This is a genomic window from Hydrocoleum sp. CS-953, from assembly GCF_002260545.1.
Classification (GTDB): domain Bacteria; phylum Cyanobacteriota; class Cyanobacteriia; order Cyanobacteriales; family Microcoleaceae; genus Trichodesmium.
Window position 1 is genome coordinate 1 of sequence record NZ_LGSU01001488.1, and the last position, 19,597, is coordinate 19,597.

The window sequence follows — 19,597 nt, forward strand, 5'->3', positions numbered from 1 at the left end:
GCTTTAAACCGGATTAATTAATTATCAATTATCCATTATCAATTATCCATTATCAATTATCCATTATCCATTATCCATTATCAATTATCCATTATCCATTATCCATTATCCATTATCCATTATCCATTATCCATTATTAATTACCAAGGACTACCAATCATCATAAACCCTGACCAATAATAAGGATGAGATAAGTTTTTATTTTCAAACTTCCCTAACGCTGGCGGTAACACCACTGCACCACGAATACCTGGTCCCCTTAACTCCCCTTCTGCAATAACTACTTCCCCTCGCAACATTGCTAACTGCGCCTGTCTGAGTGCTTCTGCTTTAATTTTGGCATTATTCAAATGAACATAAAATTCTGTCATCAAGCCTAATGTTCCTTCATCACTCACATACCAAATACTTGCCAAAGCTGACTTCACTCCTGCTGCTACTGCTAACCCCGCAAATCCTAATTCGGCATTTTTGTCTCCGAAGGCGGTGCGACAAGCGGATAATACTAACAATTCTACTGCTGGTTCATTCCAACCCAACTCCCTAATTTGGTCTAATTTTAGTTGTTCGTCTCCCCAGAGCTGAATATAAGAATTATTTGCTTTTCCTGGTTTAAATTCTGCATGAGTGGCTAGGTGAATGATGGGATAGGAATAATTTTCTCGTTGAGCTAATAGGTTATTCCGGGTAAATTCTTCATTGATGAATTTGCTGCCTTGCCATAACTTTTGAGAAATTGTTTCTAACTCTGTGGGTACTGCTGGTAATGCACTTTGCTCAATGAATTCACTCGCTCCCATTGCTAATACTTGAGTATCTTGAAGTGGTCGGTAGTTGGTATCCATTAAGCTCACACTGGGAATTAAACTGAGACTATATTTTTCTACTAGAAATTGTTCCCCATCGTGTAATACTGCTACAGGTAAAGCACGCAAACCTTCATCCATACTGAATAGTAGGGTATCAATATTGGCTGCTTCTAGTTCTGCTAATATTGGTGCAATGAGCCAATTATATAATTTTTGGGCTGGTGGTAGATAGCTATTCGTATAACGACGGGCGGGATTTGTAATTTGTGCGCGTAGCGTTAACACAGCTTTCATTAGTTCTTTGCGGTTGGTGTTGGGAATGGTTTTGAGAATAGGGTCGCTACCTGGTGTATATAATACCAGTTGTAGTGCATCTGGGTAAGCAGTGACATAAATAATTGCTGAGTTGTTACCTGTTTGACGGGCAATATCAATTAGCACTTCCCGAATATTCTGTGTCGATGTAATTTGATTTGATAGGTCTGACTCAAAGTAGTCCTCAAATTCATCGTTGCGAGTTTGTTCTATCGTTATCAATGTTTGGGAATTGGCAGCTACAGTTAGGGGTGTGCTATTCACAATATTGATGTTTTCTAAAGCGGTAGTGGTATCTGTGTTGATGTTGACTTTCTGGCGATCGCTCTCTTGGTTTGGGAGATTAGGGTTATTAGTGGTTGTGATGGTGCTATTACCTTGCACTGACTCAATAATTTGAGTAGTAACAGGATTTAATACTTGATTATTAGATGGGGGAATATTTTGATTTATGGGAGTTTGAGTTATTGGCAGTTGCGTCAGGTTAGGTAAATTACCTGGAGTTACTGGCAGTTGCGTCAGGTTAGATAAATTACCTGGAGTTACTGATGTCTGAGGTAATAGTTGTGGCAAAATATTCTCTATTGGTATTGATGGAGATGGATTAATTTGGATGATTTCACCAGTATTAAGTTCTCCACCTGGTTGATTGATGATATTTGTGATATCCCCTATACCAGTAATATCTCCAGTAGTAATATCGCCACCTGTCACATTATTAATAGTGGCATCACCTACAGAAGTAATAGCTGTTTGGTCTCCCGTAATAATATTGCCACCTGCTTCATTATTAATAGTGGCATCACCTACAGAAGTAATAGCTGTTTGGTCTCCCGTAGTAATATCGCCACCTGTCACATTATTAATAGTGGCATCACCCTCTCCAGTAATAGCTGTTTGGTCTCCCGTCGTGATATCCCTTCCAGCTTCATTATTAATAGTGGCATCACCCTCTCCAGTAATAGCTGTTTGGTCTCCCGTAGTAATATCCCCTCCTGCTACATTATTAATAGTAGCATCACCTACAGAAGTAATAGCTGTTTGGTCTCCCGTCGTAATATCACCTCCCGCTTCATTATTAATAGTGGCATCACCAGTTGCACTATCAACAGTTTGGTCTCCCGTCTCAATATCTTCTCCCGCCACCACATTTATTCCTCCGGCGCTTCCCGACTCAGAACTAGATTCTAAATCTTCAGTTGTTACAGAACCGTCAGTAGCAATAATTTCAACTTGACCTGCTGCTGCTCCCCCTTGGGTAGTGACACTTGCAGTTCTAATATCACCTTGAGTGCTAAAAGTATTCAAAGTAATATTTCCACTGGTACCATTGGGGGCGCGAGTTTGAATTGTGCCTGTATTAATACTACCGCTACTACTTTGAATAGTCACATCTCCACTACCCGCATTACCAAAAGATGCGATGTTATTAATATTGACAACACCACTAGCATCCAGACTAATATCACCTCCTACACCATTTTCAGTATCAGCATAAGTAGCAATATGATTAATATTCAGGTCGCCGTTATTCATAGTTTCCAGAGAAATTTGACCGCCTGTACCATTGATAGCCGTTGAAAAAATAACCCCCGTGTTGATATTGCCGTTATCCATTATCCATTATCCATTATCAATTATCCATTATCCATTATCCATTATCCATTATCCATTATCCATTATCCATTATTAATTACCAAGGACTACCAATCATCATAAACCCTGACCAATAATAAGGATGAGATAAGTTTTTATTTTCAAACTTCCCTAACGCTGGCGGTAACACCACTGCACCACGAATACCTGGTCCCCTTAACTCCCCTTCTGCAATAACTACTTCCCCTCGCAACATTGCTAACTGCGCCTGTCTGAGTGCTTCTGCTTTAATTTTGGCATTATTCAAATGAACATAAAATTCTGTCATCAAGCCTAATGTTCCTTCATCACTCACATACCAAATACTTGCCAAAGCTGACTTCACTCCTGCTGCTACTGCTAACCCCGCAAATCCTAATTCGGCATTTTTGTCTCCGAAGGCGGTGCGACAAGCGGATAATACTAACAATTCTACTGCTGGTTCATTCCAACCCAACTCCCTAATTTGGTCTAATTTTAGTTGTTCGTCTCCCCAGAGCTGAATATAAGAATTATTTGCTTTTCCTGGTTTAAATTCTGCATGAGTGGCTAGGTGAATGATGGGATAGGAATAATTTTCTCGTTGAGCTAATAGGTTATTCCGGGTAAATTCTTCATTGATGAATTTGCTGCCTTGCCATAACTTTTGAGAAATTGTTTCTAACTCTGTGGGTACTGCTGGTAATGCACTTTGCTCAATGAATTCACTCGCTCCCATTGCTAATACTTGAGTATCTTGAAGTGGTCGGTAGTTGGTATCCATTAAGCTCACACTGGGAATTAAACTGAGACTATATTTTTCTACTAGAAATTGTTCCCCATCGTGTAATACTGCTACAGGTAAAGCACGCAAACCTTCATCCATACTGAATAGTAGGGTATCAATATTGGCTGCTTCTAGTTCTGCTAATATTGGTGCAATGAGCCAATTATATAATTTTTGGGCTGGTGGTAGATAGCTATTCGTATAACGACGGGCGGGATTTGTAATTTGTGCGCGTAGCGTTAACACAGCTTTCATTAGTTCTTTGCGGTTGGTGTTGGGAATGGTTTTGAGAATAGGGTCGCTACCTGGTGTATATAATACCAGTTGTAGTGCATCTGGGTAAGCAGTGACATAAATAATTGCTGAGTTGTTACCTGTTTGACGGGCAATATCAATTAGCACTTCCCGAATATTCTGTGTCGATGTAATTTGATTTGATAGGTCTGACTCAAAGTAGTCCTCAAATTCATCGTTGCGAGTTTGTTCTATCGTTATCAATGTTTGGGAATTGGCAGCTACAGTTAGGGGTGTGCTATTCACAATATTGATGTTTTCTAAAGCGGTAGTGGTATCTGTGTTGATGTTGACTTTCTGGCGATCGCTCTCTTGGTTTGGGAGATTAGGGTTATTAGTGGTTGTGATGGTGCTATTACCTTGCACTGACTCAATAATTTGAGTAGTAACAGGATTTAATACTTGATTATTAGATGGGGGAATATTTTGATTTATGGGAGTTTGAGTTATTGGCAGTTGCGTCAGGTTAGGTAAATTACCTGGAGTTACTGGCAGTTGCGTCAGGTTAGATAAATTACCTGGAGTTACTGATGTCTGAGGTAATAGTTGTGGCAAAATATTCTCTATTGGTATTGATGGAGATGGATTAATTTGGATGATTTCACCAGTATTAAGTTCTCCACCTGGTTGATTGATGATATTTGTGATATCCCCTATACCAGTAATATCTCCAGTAGTAATATCGCCACCTGTCACATTATTAATAGTGGCATCACCTACAGAAGTAATAGCTGTTTGGTCTCCCGTAATAATATTGCCACCTGCTTCATTATTAATAGTGGCATCACCTACAGAAGTAATAGCTGTTTGGTCTCCCGTAGTAATATCGCCACCTGTCACATTATTAATAGTGGCATCACCCTCTCCAGTAATAGCTGTTTGGTCTCCCGTCGTGATATCCCTTCCAGCTTCATTATTAATAGTGGCATCACCCTCTCCAGTAATAGCTGTTTGGTCTCCCGTAGTAATATCCCCTCCTGCTACATTATTAATAGTAGCATCACCTACAGAAGTAATAGCTGTTTGGTCTCCCGTCGTAATATCACCTCCCGCTTCATTATTAATAGTGGCATCACCAGTTGCACTATCAACAGTTTGGTCTCCCGTCTCAATATCTTCTCCCGCCACCACATTTATTCCTCCGGCGCTTCCCGACTCAGAACTAGATTCTAAATCTTCAGTTGTTACAGAACCGTCAGTAGCAATAATTTCAACTTGACCTGCTGCTGCTCCCCCTTGGGTAGTGACACTTGCAGTTCTAATATCACCTTGAGTGCTAAAAGTATTCAAAGTAATATTTCCACTGGTACCATTGGGGGCGCGAGTTTGAATTGTGCCTGTATTAATACTACCGCTACTACTTTGAATAGTCACATCTCCACTACCCGCATTACCAAAAGATGCGATGTTATTAATATTGACAACACCACTAGCATCCAGACTAATATCACCTCCTACACCATTTTCAGTATCAGCATAAGTAGCAATATGATTAATATTCAGGTCGCCGTTATTCATAGTTTCCAGAGAAATTTGACCGCCTGTACCATTGATAGCCGTTGAAAAAATAACCCCCGTGTTGATATTGCCGTCATTGTTGATAATATTAACAGATCCACTATCTTCTCCACCAAAAGAACTAATATTGCTAGTAGTAATCTCACCCTGACCTTGCTGAATAATCAAAATGTTGCCTCCAGTACCTTCAGGAGCAGAGGAACTCAAGTTAGCCCGTTCCTCTGCAAAGATAGTAGCGACATCTGGTGAAGATACATCAGCATCAGTAGAAATATTTGCTTCTGCGCCTAATGATAATCCAACGATATCAATATCAAGATCAATAGCTACATCTAAAGGTCCTACAGTGGTATCAATATTTCCATTAGTCGTTTCCAGAGTAATATTACCACCCCTTGTTCCACCACCGCTAAAGCTTTCGATAAAACCTGTAGTAATATTTTCTGTAGCGCTAAGGGTGACATTTCCCCCTTCCCCTTCTGCGGAAAAAGATAATAGCTGACCAACACTCGTATCTATTGCACCATCCGCAAAAATAGAAATATTGCCACTATTACCACTACCTGCGGTAAATGATGCTATGGTTCCTGTTTGGATACTACTATCACCTGTAATATTAACATCTCCACCGTTACCATCACCTTCTGAAAAGGATAAAATCGTTTCCACTTGGATATTACCAGGGGCGAAAATCTCCACATTACCACCGTTACCTGTTTGTGAAGAAGAAGCAAACTCACCTGGAGCATCAATAATACCTGTTTGACTTTCGAGCATAATGTTACCGCCACTGCCACTTGTGCCATCAGAACGGGAGTCAATATTAGCAGCGTTCGTTTTAGGAGTGCTGTCAGTAATAATTCTAATATCGCCTTGACTGAAAATACTAATGTTACCCCCGTTTCCTTTATCACTATAGGAAGTGATTTCGGCGTTAGTGGTCACTGTGCCTTCTGTACTTATAATACTAATATCACCACCTGCTGGACGATTATTTTGTTCTTCCACTTGAGACTGAGTTCTAGTAGCATTATCTGAATTTCTTCCAGGGGATGGAATATTTTCGGGGTCTCCTGCTGAGGAAATAATAGCATCTGTAATAATATTACCTTTGGCACTGACACTGATATCTCCTGCTGCACCTTGACGAGAAAATGACTCTATATCTCCTACCGTTATATTACCTTCATCAGCTTTGAGAGTAATAGCTCCACCCCCACCAGTAGTATTTTCTCCAGAGTTAGAATTTGTTGGCTCCGGGTTTTGCGCTCTCTGAGCTATAGGTTCGCCACTAGAGGAAAGTATCTCACCTATTGTTAAATTGCCTTGAGTGCTAGTAATATTAATTGCACCACCATCACCATTACCGTCTGAATAGGAAGAAATTGCTTCTGATGTGATATCACCAGGGGCATTAATATCTATATCACCGCCTTTACCTGTTTGGGATGAAGAAGATAACTCACCTTCGATAGTAATATTACCTGTTTTACTTTCTATAAAAATCTCACCACCATTAGTCCTATTGGTGCTATCAGTACGGGAGTCAATAGCTCCTGTACGAATATCAATATCACCATCACCGATAATACTAATATTTCCCCCTGGTCCGTCATTGCTATAGGAAATAATTTCTCCTTGAGTTTTCACCGTACCCTCTTTACTTTCGATACGAATATTACCGCTTTGTCTACCTGTTGGTTCCTCAACCTGAGACTGAGTTATGGTCTGATTTCCTGAATTTTCTCCTCCCACAGCAGGTCTCTCTTCTGGGTCTGCTGCAGAGGAAATTATTTCATTTGTGGTAGTAATATTGCCTTTAGCTTCAAGGGTTATACTTCCCCCTGAACCTTCACGAGAAAATGACTCTATATCTCCTACATCTATATTACCTTCAGCTTCTAGAGTAATATTTCCACCTTGACCACCTTGGTTTCCTCCCGCGAATGTTTGTGAACCAGGGGTTTCATCTATTTCTTCACCACTGAAAGAACCTAATTCACCACTGGTTGTATTAATATCTCCACCTGTACTTTCGAGGGTAATATTGCCACCGTTACCATTACCTTCTGAAAAGGAAGAAATTGTTCCTGATGTGATATTACCTATTGCTCTAATCTCTACTGAACCACCTTCACCTGTTTGGGATGAGGAAGACAGCTCACTATTGATAGTTATAGCGCCTGTTTTACTTTCAATTTTAATGGAACCACCATTACCACTACTATCAGCACGAGAGTCAATAGTCGCTTCATTACCAATATTAACTTCACTATTACCAATAACATCAATCTTACCCGCATTTCCTTGATTACTATAGGAAATAATTTCTCCTTGAGTTTTCACCGTACCCTCTGTACTTTCGATACGAATATTACCGCTTTGTCTACTTGTTGGTTCCTCAACTTGAGACTGAGTTATAGTCTGATTTCCTGAATTTTCTCCTCCTACAGCAGGTCTATCTTCTGGGTCTGCTGCAGAAGAAATAATTTCACTTGTGGTAGTAATATTACCCTTAGCTTTGAGGGTAATACTACCCCCCGAACCTTCACGAGAGAATGACTGTAAAACTCCTGCATCTATTTTACCTTCAGCTTCTAGAGTAATATCTCCACCTTGACCTCCTTGGTTTTGCCCTGCTAGGGTTTGTGAGTTTTGGTTTTGATTTATTTCTTCACCACTGAAAGAACCTAATTCACCACTGGTTGTATTAATATCTCCGCCTGCGGAAATCTTTATATTCCCACCATTACCTGTTTGGGATGAAGAAGATAACTCACTATTGATAGTAACGTTACCTGTTTGACTTTTGATTTCAATATTACCACCATCACTGCTAGTTCCAGCGCGGGAATTAATACCTGCTTCCTCATCATCTGTTTGATTACTACTAATATTAATATCGCCATCACCAATAATAGTAATATCGCCCCCTGTACCTTGGCGAGAAAATGATTCTACAGATCCTGCATCTATCTTACCTTTAGCTGTTAGAGTAACATCTCCTCCTTGACCATTACCTTCTGAACGAGAGTTAATAGTACCTGTTATCAAATCCGTATTACTGATAATATTTACATTTCCCGCATTTCCTAATTGTGAAAAGGAAGATAACTCACCATCACTGGTATCAACATTTCCACCTGTACTTTCGAGGTTAATACTCCCACCTTGACCATTACCTTTTGAACGGGAGTCAATACTACCTGTTGTCAAATTTCCACTACTGGTAATATTCACACCTCCAGCATTTCCTAATTCGGAAAAGGAAGATAACTCACCACTACTGGTATCAACATTTCCACCTGTACTTTCGAGGTTAATACTCCCACCTTGACCATTACCTTTTGAACGGGAGTCTATATCACTTGTCGTGAGATTACCACTACTAATAATATTTACACCTCCCGCATTTCCTAATTCCGAAAAAGAAGATAACTCACCAATACTGGTATCAACATTTCCGTCTGTACTTTCGAGGTTAATACTCCCACCTTGACCACTACCATTTGAACGAGAGTCTATATCACTTGTCGTGAGATTACCACTACTAATAATATTTACACCTCCCGCATTTCCTAATTCNTACTTTCGAGGTTAATACTCCCACCTTGACCACTACCATTTGAACGAGAGTCTATATCACTTGTCGTGAGATTACCACTACTGGTAATATTCACACCTCCAGCATTTCCTAATTGAGAAAAGGAGGATAACTCACCTTCGATAGTAATAGCACCTGTTTGACTTTCTAGAATAATATTTCCACCAGCACCATCGACATCGCTACGGGAATTAATCTCATTACCTATATTAAGATCGGTAAAACTTTCCACAGTGACACTACCACCATCACCAGTAGTGGCAAAACTATTTATTGCTGCTGTGGTAGTTACCGATCCTTCTGTACTTTTAATACTAATATCACCACTACTAGCAACATTTTCCTCCGTCTGTGTTATTGCTGCTAGGATGTTACCATTGTCCGGGTCTCCAGCACTAGAAAGAATTCTGTCTGTAGTAATGTCACCTTTTGCTTCTATAATTATATTGCCACCTGAACCGTCACGAGAAAATGATTCTAGATTTGATTCACCCTCAGTTCCGGCAGTAGTATCAATAGTTCCCTCTGCTTTTAGGATAATACTTCCTCCATCACCACTACCAGAATTTTCTGAGTCTTCTGCTTCTCCAAAGTCTCGACCAGCAAAAGAAGAAATATTTCCAGTTGTGATATTGCCATCACTGGTAAGACTGACAGTTCCTGCATTTCCACTACGGGAAGAGGAGGCGAGTTCACCAGCACTGCTATTAATATTTCCACCTATACTTTCTAGAGTAATATTCCCACCTCGACCATTACCATCCGAACTGGAGTCAATACCACCTGTTATCAAATCACCAAAACTTTTGATATTGACATCTCCAGCATTTTCTGTTTGGGAAAAAGAACTTAAGAAACCACCACTGGTATTAACATTTCCACTTGTACTTTCCAGAGTAACACTCCCACCTTGACCATTAGTTGAATTAGAGTCAATAGCACCTGTTATTAAATCATTATTACTCGTTATGGCAACATTTCCTGCATTCCCGTCAGTAGCAGCAGAAAATATTTCACCTATAGTTGTATCAACACTTCCACCTGTACTTTCCAGGGTAATATCTCCACCTGTACCTGCTATTGTCACAGAATTAATTTTACCTGTTTTCAGATCGCTAAAACTTTTTATCTTCACATTTCCCGCATCTCCTGTATCGGAAAAAGAACCTAATTCACCAAGACTGGTATCAACATTTCCACCTGTACTTTCTAGACTAATATTCCCACCCCGACCATTTTCTGAATTAGACGTAATATTACCTGTGATTAAATTCTCATTACTTTTAACATTTACATTTCCAGCATTTCCCTGAATAGAAAGAGAAAATATTTCTGCATTCCCTGCGACTCCAGTAGTATCAATACTCCCATTGGTACTCTCTATCGTGACATCTCCACCATCACCAGCAAATGTTGATGATTCAATATTTTCAGTCTTAATATCTCCAAAAGCTTTAATAGTTACACTTCCAGCATTTCCGCTAACGGCAGCAGTGTCTATTTCTGCTGTGGTAGTTACTGCTCCTTCTGTACTTTCAATAGTAATATTACCGCTATTACTACTATTTATTTCTGTCTGTGTTGTTCCTGTAGTTACGCTAGCACCTGCCATCGGTTCACCAGCAGTGGAAAAAACTCCCCCTGTAGCAATATCGCCTTTGCTGGTAATGCTAACTATACCTCCAGCGCCAAGACGAGAAAATGATTCTAGAGTTCCGGCGCTAGTATCAATAGTTCCTCCTGCTGTCAGAGTAATATCCCCTCCACTACCAGTACCATTTTGATTAGAGTTAGTATTAGTCGAATTTTCTAAGTCTCCATCTACATCCAATGGTTCGCCTGCGGAAGAAAATATGTCTCTAGTTTTAATATTCCCCTGACTGGTAATACTGACATTTCCTGCATCACCCCCAACGGAATAAGAAGATAATTCTCCACTACTGGTATCAATATTACCACCTGTACTTTCCAGGGTAATATCTCCACCATTACTACTACCATCTGAACGGGAGTCAATATTACCTGTTTTTAAATCCCCATTACTTGTAATAGCAACATTTCCACCACTCCCTTGCAAAGAACCAGAAAATATTTCATTGGCAGTTGTATCAACTTCACCACCACTATTTATGGTAACGTTCCCACCTCTATTATTACCTCCTGTGGAAACATTAATTTCACCTGTTTTAATATCACCATCAGCACTAAGAAAAACATCCCCACCACTGGTTGATGCTGAATTGGCGTCAAGGGTGGTTTGAGTAGTATCAATATTCCCACTACTAGAAATAGTAATATTGCCTGGTTGGCTATCAGGAGTTGATGTAATTATCCTTTCAGTTAAAGTCAAATTCCCATTAATACTTATTTCAATATCCCCGCCATCAAAAGTTGAAATACCTTCTACTTCTTCACTAACTCCACCAATAGTTAAATTATTTATTGACTCCAGAAATAGCCCTTTTTCTCCTATGAATACTTCTAAGTTATTTACATCTATACGCAAGGGAGCTTCAGTTAAACCTACACCACCAATACTTTCAGTTTGAAATATTGCTCGGTCGGCAGTAATTAAAGAATTAGGAGAAACTCGTCTAATATTTCCTCGATTAGCATTAACTAATAGTTGACCAGTAGTAGTTAAATTAGCCAGATTTATATCACCATTTTCTCCTAAACTTCCTAGTAGAATTGTAATATCCCCACTACCTGAATTTAATGTTGTTCCTTCTGCTTGATTAATAGAACCTGCTCCTGGTTCGCGATTATTAATATCGGCTCCATCATCATTACCAAAAAGACTAATATTACTATTACCACTGGATGTATTTATATCGGCATTTAGATTAATACTTCTTCCTGCTGTTAATTCTATAGAGTCAGAAGTTTCTATTGGTTGATTAACAGTTATATCATTATCAGCTTGAAGAATAATTTCACCATCTAAACCTTCTATTTCTGTAGCAGAAAATGTCTGATTATCTCCTTCATTTTGATTCGGTGTTTTGGCTCCAATAATTATATTTTTCGGGTCAAATAATATTGTTCCTGCTTCTCCTAATGCTGCACTAACATTAACATTTCCATCAAAAATTAATTCTTGTTTGCCAGATATTTCAACAAACCCTCCATCACCAAAAAATTCTCCTCCTTTAGCACTAATATTTCCTGCAAAATTAGTCGTATCATCTGACCAAATTATGACTTGACCGCCGTTTCCATTATTAATACTATCCGCAGAAATAAAAGAGTTATTGTTAACAAAAGTTTGCTGAGAATTGTTCCCAATTCCATCACCTTGAAAGTCGCCTCCAATTAATATTCTTCCTCCACCATTTAAACCATTGGCCTGAATATTTGCATCAATAACTGCCACGCGATCGCCCAACACATTAATTTGTCCACCGCTTCCTTGATCAGAGGAATTTGATACATCAATATTTCCAGAGGCAACTGCTAATCCTTCTGTACCTGTTAAAACTAAATTACCTTGAGCATCTACTACCACAGATGAGGCATCATTTGTTTCGCCACCTGTTAACAACTGTGCTAGTGATAATGGTGTAATTGACTGCCCCGATAAATGTGCAGAAGAAGGTGATATATCTAAACTCAAAACATGGCCTGCTTGAGAGATCCGCAAGGTATCCCCACCATTAACTGCAGCGATGGTAATGTTTCCACCTGCCGTAGATAGTTCACCTGTATTGACAACTGTACCGCCAAGGAGAGTAAGATTGTTTCCTGGATTTAAACTTAAGTTTCCCTCATTAACTATAGCGCCTGGGTTAGAGACATCAAAATGATAACCACTGGGATTACCTACTAAATTTGAGTAGTTATTTGTACCCATTGCTTTAAACCAGAAGTTATTGTCGTTGAAACCTATACCTGTGGCAGTAGTAACACTAAAGGAAGCGGGCACATTGAGGGTAGCATTAGGGCCAAATATTATTCCGGCGGGGTTCATTAAGAAGAGATTTGAGTTCCCACCAACTACTTGAATTAAGCCATTTATAGTAGAAGCATTTCCTCCTGTGACTCTACCCAGAATGTTGCGAATGTCTGGAGTTGTAAGGAAATTTGCGGTTTGATTAGATTCAACGTTAAATTGGCTAAAACTATGAAATAGGTTTGCACCGTTGCTGCTGGGAGTGCCACCTTGGATATTAAATTGGTTGCCGTTTTGGTTGACTGTAGTTCCTGTACCGTCTGTTGCTGGGATAATAGGTTGACTATAAGCAGGGATGGCGACTGTTCCCAATAGAGAAACAAAGGCCATCAGAGGATAAAGATGTAATGTTAATAGCTTCATCTAATTGACTGAGTATTTACTTTTTCTGAAAAAAATAATTATGATTAGCTCCAGTATATCTTTTCCATTCTATCAGTTACCAAAATAATCAGCATTCAGAAGTCAAAATGAACAGTAGGGACGTTCCATGGAACGTCCCTACAAGGTTTTGGTTGTGATGATTTGGTTTATGTATCTGAAAAGCGCTGTAATGGTGATTACAGCGCTTTTCATTTTAGCAGAATACAAAATAGGGAAGTTGTACGCAACTTTCCTACAGAATTATCATTTTATTTATGTAGTTCATTGACATGAAAACTACTCCAGGTAGAAACCGGGTTTATTACCCTAGTTATTTGTTTTAAAATTACGAGTTTATAAATCCGGTTTCTTGTTTAATTTTTAGCTAAAACTTAGTCAATATTTACTTTGACAACTTTATTTTTCTCAGCTTCAGCTTTAGGTAAATGTAGATGTAAAATACCATCTTTGTAGTCAGCTTTTACTTGGTCATTTTGAACCCTCACAGGTAGAGAAATTACTCGTTGGAAACTACCATAACGAAATTCAGAACGAGTCATACCTTCTTCTTCTGTCTTAGTTTCTTGACGACGTTCTCCTTTAATTGCCACTGCTTCGGCAGTTACTTGTACATCTAAATCTTTCGCTTCTAAACCTGGGATTTCCAGTTTTAAATCAATAGAATCATGGTTTTCATGTATTTCTGCTGCTGGTGTAAATGCCATGCCTTTTTCTTCACCATTGAAAGTTGGAGCGAAAGTATCAAATAAACGATTCATTTCTTTTTGCAAAGAGTCTATTTCACGCCAGGGATGAAAACGAACAATAGACATATTTATTACCTCCTAAAACGATGTTTTATATATTGATTTAATTTGTTGTTTCTGTTCCTATTTTAGATTCGGTTTTGTGTTAAGTAAGTGTGGTGAATGGGAAAGATGCAATCGCAATTTCCGTACTTTTTTATTAGACTTAGGGAAAAACCGGGTTTATTACCCTGATTATTTCTTTTAAGATTACGAGTTGATTAACCCGGTTTCTTGTTTAATATTTAGCTAAAATTTAGTCAATACTTACTTTCACAACTTTATTTTTCTCAGCTTCAGCTTTGGGTAAATGTAGATGTAAAATACCATCTTTGTAGTCAGCTTTTACTTGGTTATTTTGAACCCGGGCAGGTAGAGAAATTACTCGTTGGAAAGCACCATAACGAAATTCAGAACGAGTCATACCTTCTTCTTCTGTCTGAGTTTCTTGGCGACGTTCTCCTTTAATTGCCACTGCTTCGGCAGTTACTTGTACATCTAAATCTTTCGCCTCCAAACCAGGTATTTCCAGTTTTAAATCAATAGAATCATGGTTTTCGTGAATTTCTGCTGCTGGTGTAAATGATATTCCTTTTTCTTCACCATTGAAAGTGGGAGCAAAAGTATCAAATAAATGATTCATTTCTTTTTGCAAAGAATCAACTTCACGCCAGGGAGAAAAACGAACAATAGCCATATTTATTACCTCCTAAAAAGATGTTTTATGTATTGATTTAATTTGTTGTTTCTGTGTTCTATTTTAGATTCGGTTTTGTGTTGAGTAAGTGTGGTGAATGGGAAAGATGCGATCGCAATTGCCGTACTAGAGTTTTTTGATGGATATAGTATCCAAAACTTTCCCAGTTTTTTCCACCACAACCTTGCTTAAATTTGAGTTGAAGTAAATTGATTTTTATTCAACTTGTCTTTATTGTAATCAAAGTGAAAAAATTATCGAATTCGGTTCCTCCCTCCCATGCGATCGCGATTTCCGTACAACTATCGTTTGGTTGAATAAATCTACTTATTAGCACCTAAGTAAGTCAGTATTAAAATTCATGGTTATCAGAAAGCAGGAAACATAACGTTGAAGCGAAGAGATTTCTGATAATTCTACTTTTTGTTATATACCTTATTTTTTCGTGGTTACCTACTTAATCTTTAGTATGAGGAGCAAAATTAGAATATAACTATGTTATCATGCTACACGAATGGAGGATGAATATAAATGTAGTAAGGGAATTAGCAGAGTAACTGAAATATATCCCCTTACTTGATTTTCGGCGTTGCTGATGGGTGGGTATAATTTGTATTTATTGGTAATTACTAAACTATTGAATAACAAATACTTAAGATTATTCAATCTTTATTTTCATACCTTGATTCAGCAACCCCTAAAATTAATGTCCTCGTGGATTTTGACAGAACGCATAAGTATCAAACATCGCTCCCACTAAACTACAAGTAATAGCAATTACTAAACATCCTTGCCAGGGATGGCCACTACCGAAAGTTGCTAAGAATTGCCAAATTTGGGCAATACCAGATTGACCAATTCTTTGTAAACTGGGAAGATGACTAATTAAAGCAAAGCTCATCCAACTAGCCCCAATCAACATCATAGGAGTTATAAAGCTAAAGATAGTTGTGAGTAGTAAAGAACGTAGCAAATCAGTTAAAATACCCATAATAATAATTAACCATAAGTCCAGATATAACTGCCACCTCAGTAGCAAGTTAACCAAATAGGCTAACTTATTTCTAAGATAGAGAGCGATCGCTTAAAATCGGTAAATCTGTCAGAAAACTTCAATTTTGGTTTAAAAATCTTGTTGAAGATTGGTAAATTTCTCTCATTGTTTGATTTATTGTTCTAATTTATTAATTTCTATTGAATAAGATTACTTTTCGATTAACTTTTGGGTCATGGGGACCACGGATGTTGGCTGCTACATATTTAGCGGGCCAGGTAGTTGTTCATTTGCTAAAGGGCAAAATTTATCGTCGTAATACCATTGATCAAATGGCGATAGTAGGTCCACAGTCCCTACTAATTGTCTTATTGACAGCTAGTTTTGTCGGTATGGTATTTACTATTCAGGTAGCCAGGGAACTTGTAGCTTTTGGTACAGCTAATATGGTCGGGGGAATGTTGGCTCTAACTTTAACTAGAGAACTTGGTCCTGTCTTGACAGCAGTCGTTGTTGCAGGGCGAGTGGGTTCAGCATTTGCAGCAGAAATAGGCACAATGAAGGTGACAGAGCAAATAGATGCTTTATATATCCTGAAAACAGATCCAGTGGATTATTTAGTTATTCCCAGAGTTATTGCTTGTGGTGTAATGATGCCAATCTTAACTTTGTTATGTTTGGTAGCTGCTATACTTGGTGGACTAATAATTGCAGTGAATCTATATGATATTCCCCGAAGTATATATATAGATTCTGTCCAGGATTTTCTAACTATTTGGGATTTGTGTAGTGGATTAACTAAATCAGTTANGATCCAGTGGATTATTTAGTTATTCCCAGAGTTATTGCTTGTGGTGTAATGATGCCAATCTTAACTTTGTTATGTTTGGTAGCTGCTATACTTGGTGGACTAATAATTGCAGTGAATCTATATGATATTCCCCGAAGTATATATATAGATTCTGTCCAGGATTTTCTAACTATTTGGGATTTGTGTAGTGGATTAACTAAATCAGTTATATTTGGTGTTTTAATTGCTGTAATTGGTACAAGTTGGGGTTTAACTACTACTGGTGGGGCAAAGGGGGTAGGTAAATCTACAACTACAGCAGTTGTGACATCTTTAATATCTATCTTTATTTTTAATTTCTTTCTATCTTGGGGAATGTTCCAAGGTCTAGGTGGGGCCATGAAGCAAGGTCTTTAAAATAGAGAAGAGTCAAAAAATATTAGAGAGTGTCATAAAATCACTAAATCAAGATCAAAAACTATGAATTTTTCTTAGTTTAGTGAGAGAAAGTAAAAATAGACATCTCTTACAATAAAAAATAAAATTAATTATTACACTCTTATTCATCAATTATTTCCCCCTATTCCCTACTCCCTACTCCCTACTCCCTCTTTTAATAAATTTACATAAAGCCATGACTACTATTTCTACCTCAGAAGCAAAACAAACTATTGAACTTGCTCCTAGTTATAAAATACCTTTAGTGCTAATAATTGCTGCATTACCTTTGGTATTTGTACAAAAGTGGGTAAGTTTAGCGATCGCTATACTAGGAATTTTTCTATTAGTTGAAACATTAATTCTCCGTCTGAAATTTACAGAAACAGCCTTAGAAGTATACCTTTCAGATAAACTTTTACGAAACTTTCCTTATCAAGATTGGCTCAATTGGGAAATATACTGGTCTCCTGTCCCAATTCTGTTCTATTTTAGAGAAGTTAAGAGTATCCACTTTCTACCAATTATTTTCGATCCTAAAATGTTGCAAACTTGCCTGGAAAAATACTTTCCTTTAAATCAGGATTGAAGTAGCACTTAGCTATCAGCTTCTAGGAGGGTGTATAATGGAGGATTAAAACCCCATGAACAGGTATTAGGCGCTTGTTCAAATATATTGGGGAATTAAACCCTTAAATTTTGAGCTGTTAACGTAGTTACGACCCAGGAGGCTAGCTAGATGCTGTTTGTGGAACATTCCGTTAGGAAAAGCTGATAAGTAGTTAAATGAGAAGATATAAAATTTTGGGTTTGAAAAACAAAACTCTTTCTGGGTTATTCCCACTTCAGAAATTACTATCGCTACACTAAACCTGCGGTTATTTTTCCCTCTAATTAATAGTAGAAATTTTGCATATTTTTTTCCATGATTTACCCAGACGAAATACAACCAGAAGAACAAAAAGAAAAATCTAATACCTTAAATGAAATAAGTCCTTCAGCTTCAGACTTAGATGAAAAAATTGAAACTAAAACTCTTCCTACAAATCCAGAAGTTTCTGAGTCTTATGAACCTGATATAAATCAACCAATTGAAGTAGCATACGTTCCATTTGTTGAAGATAATTCTATAGATTCTGCTAGTTTGACTGAGGAGTCTACAACTCCGCCAGTTGAGAAAATTGAAGAAGAATTGACCTCAGAAGTTACTGACCTTGAACAGCAAGAACAAAATTTAAAAGAAGAAATAGCTACTCTACAAGAAACTAAGGCTAAATTACAACAAGAAGTAATTGCCCAGACTAAGGCTATAGGGCGTTTAGTGCCAGAAGCTTTAAGTCAGTTAGAACAACGTAGACAAACATTGCAAGTAGAGGTAGAAAAACTAGAGCGTCGCAAAGAACGTATTCAAAAGGAGATGCGCACTACTTTTGCTGGTGCTTCTCAGGATTTGGCAATTAGAATTCAGGGGTTTAAAGATTATTTGGTGGGAAGTTTGCAGGATTTGGCTGTTGCTGCTGAACAGTTAGAATTGGCCCCACAGCCAGAGGAATATTCTACTCCTGTGAAGGAAGATACTCCTAAATCTACAAGAAATTCTGAAAATCCCAAATTTGCCGAAATGGGTTTTGAGGAACAAACTAGACAAATTCGCCAGATTCTTGACGAATATCGGAATATGCCTGATTATTATGGCCCACCTTGGAGATTACGGCGTACATTTGAGCCGATCCATGCAGAACGGGTTTCCAATTGGTTTTTCTCTCAGGGTGGTCGTGGTGCGCTGCGAAATATGGGTAGTCGGTTACAAAATATTTTGGTTGCTTCGGCGATTATTTCTGTACTGAGAGATTTATATGATACAAGGGTACGCGCTTTGGTCTTGGCTAATTCTCCTGAGCGTTTGGGAGAGTGGCGTCGGGGTTTACAGGATTGTTTGGGGATTGACCGTCGTGATTTTAGTCCTGACCGGGGTGTAGCTTTGTTTGAGGATGCGGAGGTTTTGGCCCAAAAGGCTGACCGATTGCTTAAGCAGGGCAAGTTACCAATTATTGTGATTGATGATACGGAAGATAGAATTAGTCTTTCTATGTTACAGTTTCCTTTATGGTTAGCTTTTGCTCCTGAACCTAATTCTCAAAACTCANGTTTTGGCCCAAAAGGCTGACCGATTGCTTAAGCAGGGCAAGTTACCAATTATTGTGATTGATGATACGGAAGATAGAATTAGTCTTTCTATGTTACAGTTTCCTTTATGGTTAGCTTTTGCTCCTGAACCTAATTCTCAAAACTCAATGGATAGGTTTTAATTAAGAGGAAGAAGGAAGAAGGAAAGAAGGAAGAAGGAAGAAGGAAGAAGGAAGAAGGAGTTATTGAACCGGCGCAAAAGGGAGAAACTTTTTTATTCCTAATTGTTAGGACTTTTTTCCTAACAATCTCTTACTAATTGATAATGGATAATTGATAATGAAAGAGTTTTTTAAATCTCTAATTTTCTTTCCCTATTTCTATCTAACTATCTATGGATAATTAATAATTGATAATGGATAATTGATAATGAAAGAGTTTTTTAAATCTCTAATTTTCTTTCCCTATTTCTATCTAACTATCTATGGA

General features: G+C 38.1%; 8 protein-coding genes and 3 pseudogenes. 5 read left to right on the top strand and 6 right to left on the bottom strand.

The features are described from left to right. Positions 1-140: 140 nt before the first annotated feature. From AFK68_RS33050 to AFK68_RS33075, 6 genes and pseudogenes are all read right to left on the bottom strand, one after another. A complete protein-coding gene (locus AFK68_RS33050; protein ID WP_094678517.1) occupies positions 141-2,741 on the bottom strand; it encodes a CHAT domain-containing protein in 2,601 nt (866 codons plus the stop codon). Positions 2,742-2,817: 76 nt separating this feature from the next. Further along, positions 2,818-8,922, bottom strand: a 6,105-nt coding sequence (locus tag AFK68_RS33055) for a CHAT domain-containing protein (RefSeq protein WP_210407750.1), incomplete at its 5' end; no start/stop codon positions are given. Between the two features lies 1 nt (position 8,923). Beyond that, positions 8,924-13,256 (bottom strand): annotated as a pseudogene (locus tag AFK68_RS47410) (beta strand repeat-containing protein); the annotation flags it as partial. A 392-nt stretch (positions 13,257-13,648) separates the two neighbouring features. Then, on the bottom strand, positions 13,649-14,089 hold the full coding sequence (locus tag AFK68_RS33065; RefSeq protein WP_094678523.1) for an Hsp20/alpha crystallin family protein: 441 nt from the start codon (positions 14,087-14,089) through the stop codon (positions 13,649-13,651). A gap of 229 nt (positions 14,090-14,318) precedes the next feature. Then, the gene (locus tag AFK68_RS33070; RefSeq protein ID WP_094678525.1) at positions 14,319-14,759 is read right to left on the bottom strand and encodes an Hsp20/alpha crystallin family protein; all 441 of its coding nucleotides are present in this window, start codon (positions 14,757-14,759) and stop codon (positions 14,319-14,321) included. Positions 14,760-15,462: 703 nt separating this feature from the next. After that, complete coding sequence (locus AFK68_RS33075; protein WP_094678527.1) at positions 15,463-15,750, bottom strand: hypothetical protein; 288 nt, start codon at positions 15,748-15,750, stop codon at positions 15,463-15,465. 251 nt (positions 15,751-16,001) lie between these two features. On the opposite strand from AFK68_RS33075, the gene AFK68_RS33080 reads away from it, so the two are divergent. The 5 genes and pseudogenes from AFK68_RS33080 to AFK68_RS35950 all read left to right on the top strand — a co-directional run. Then, on the top strand, positions 16,002-16,563 hold a 562-nt coding region (locus tag AFK68_RS33080), incomplete at its 3' end, for an MlaE family lipid ABC transporter permease subunit (protein WP_143438563.1). 1 nt (position 16,564) lies between these two features. Beyond that, positions 16,565-16,960, top strand: a pseudogene (locus AFK68_RS33085) (ABC transporter permease); the annotation flags it as partial. A 217-nt stretch (positions 16,961-17,177) separates the two neighbouring features. After that, on the top strand, positions 17,178-17,570 hold the full coding sequence (locus AFK68_RS33090) for a DUF3119 family protein (protein ID WP_094678531.1): 393 nt from the start codon (positions 17,178-17,180) through the stop codon (positions 17,568-17,570). 336 nt (positions 17,571-17,906) lie between these two features. Continuing rightward, the coding region (locus AFK68_RS33095) for a DUF3086 domain-containing protein (protein ID WP_168186756.1) at positions 17,907-19,127 on the top strand (1,221 nt) is incomplete at its 3' end. 1 nt (position 19,128) lies between these two features. Beyond that, positions 19,129-19,290: pseudogene (locus AFK68_RS35950) on the top strand (DUF3086 domain-containing protein); the annotation flags it as partial. Between the last annotated feature and the right edge of the window lie 307 nt (positions 19,291-19,597).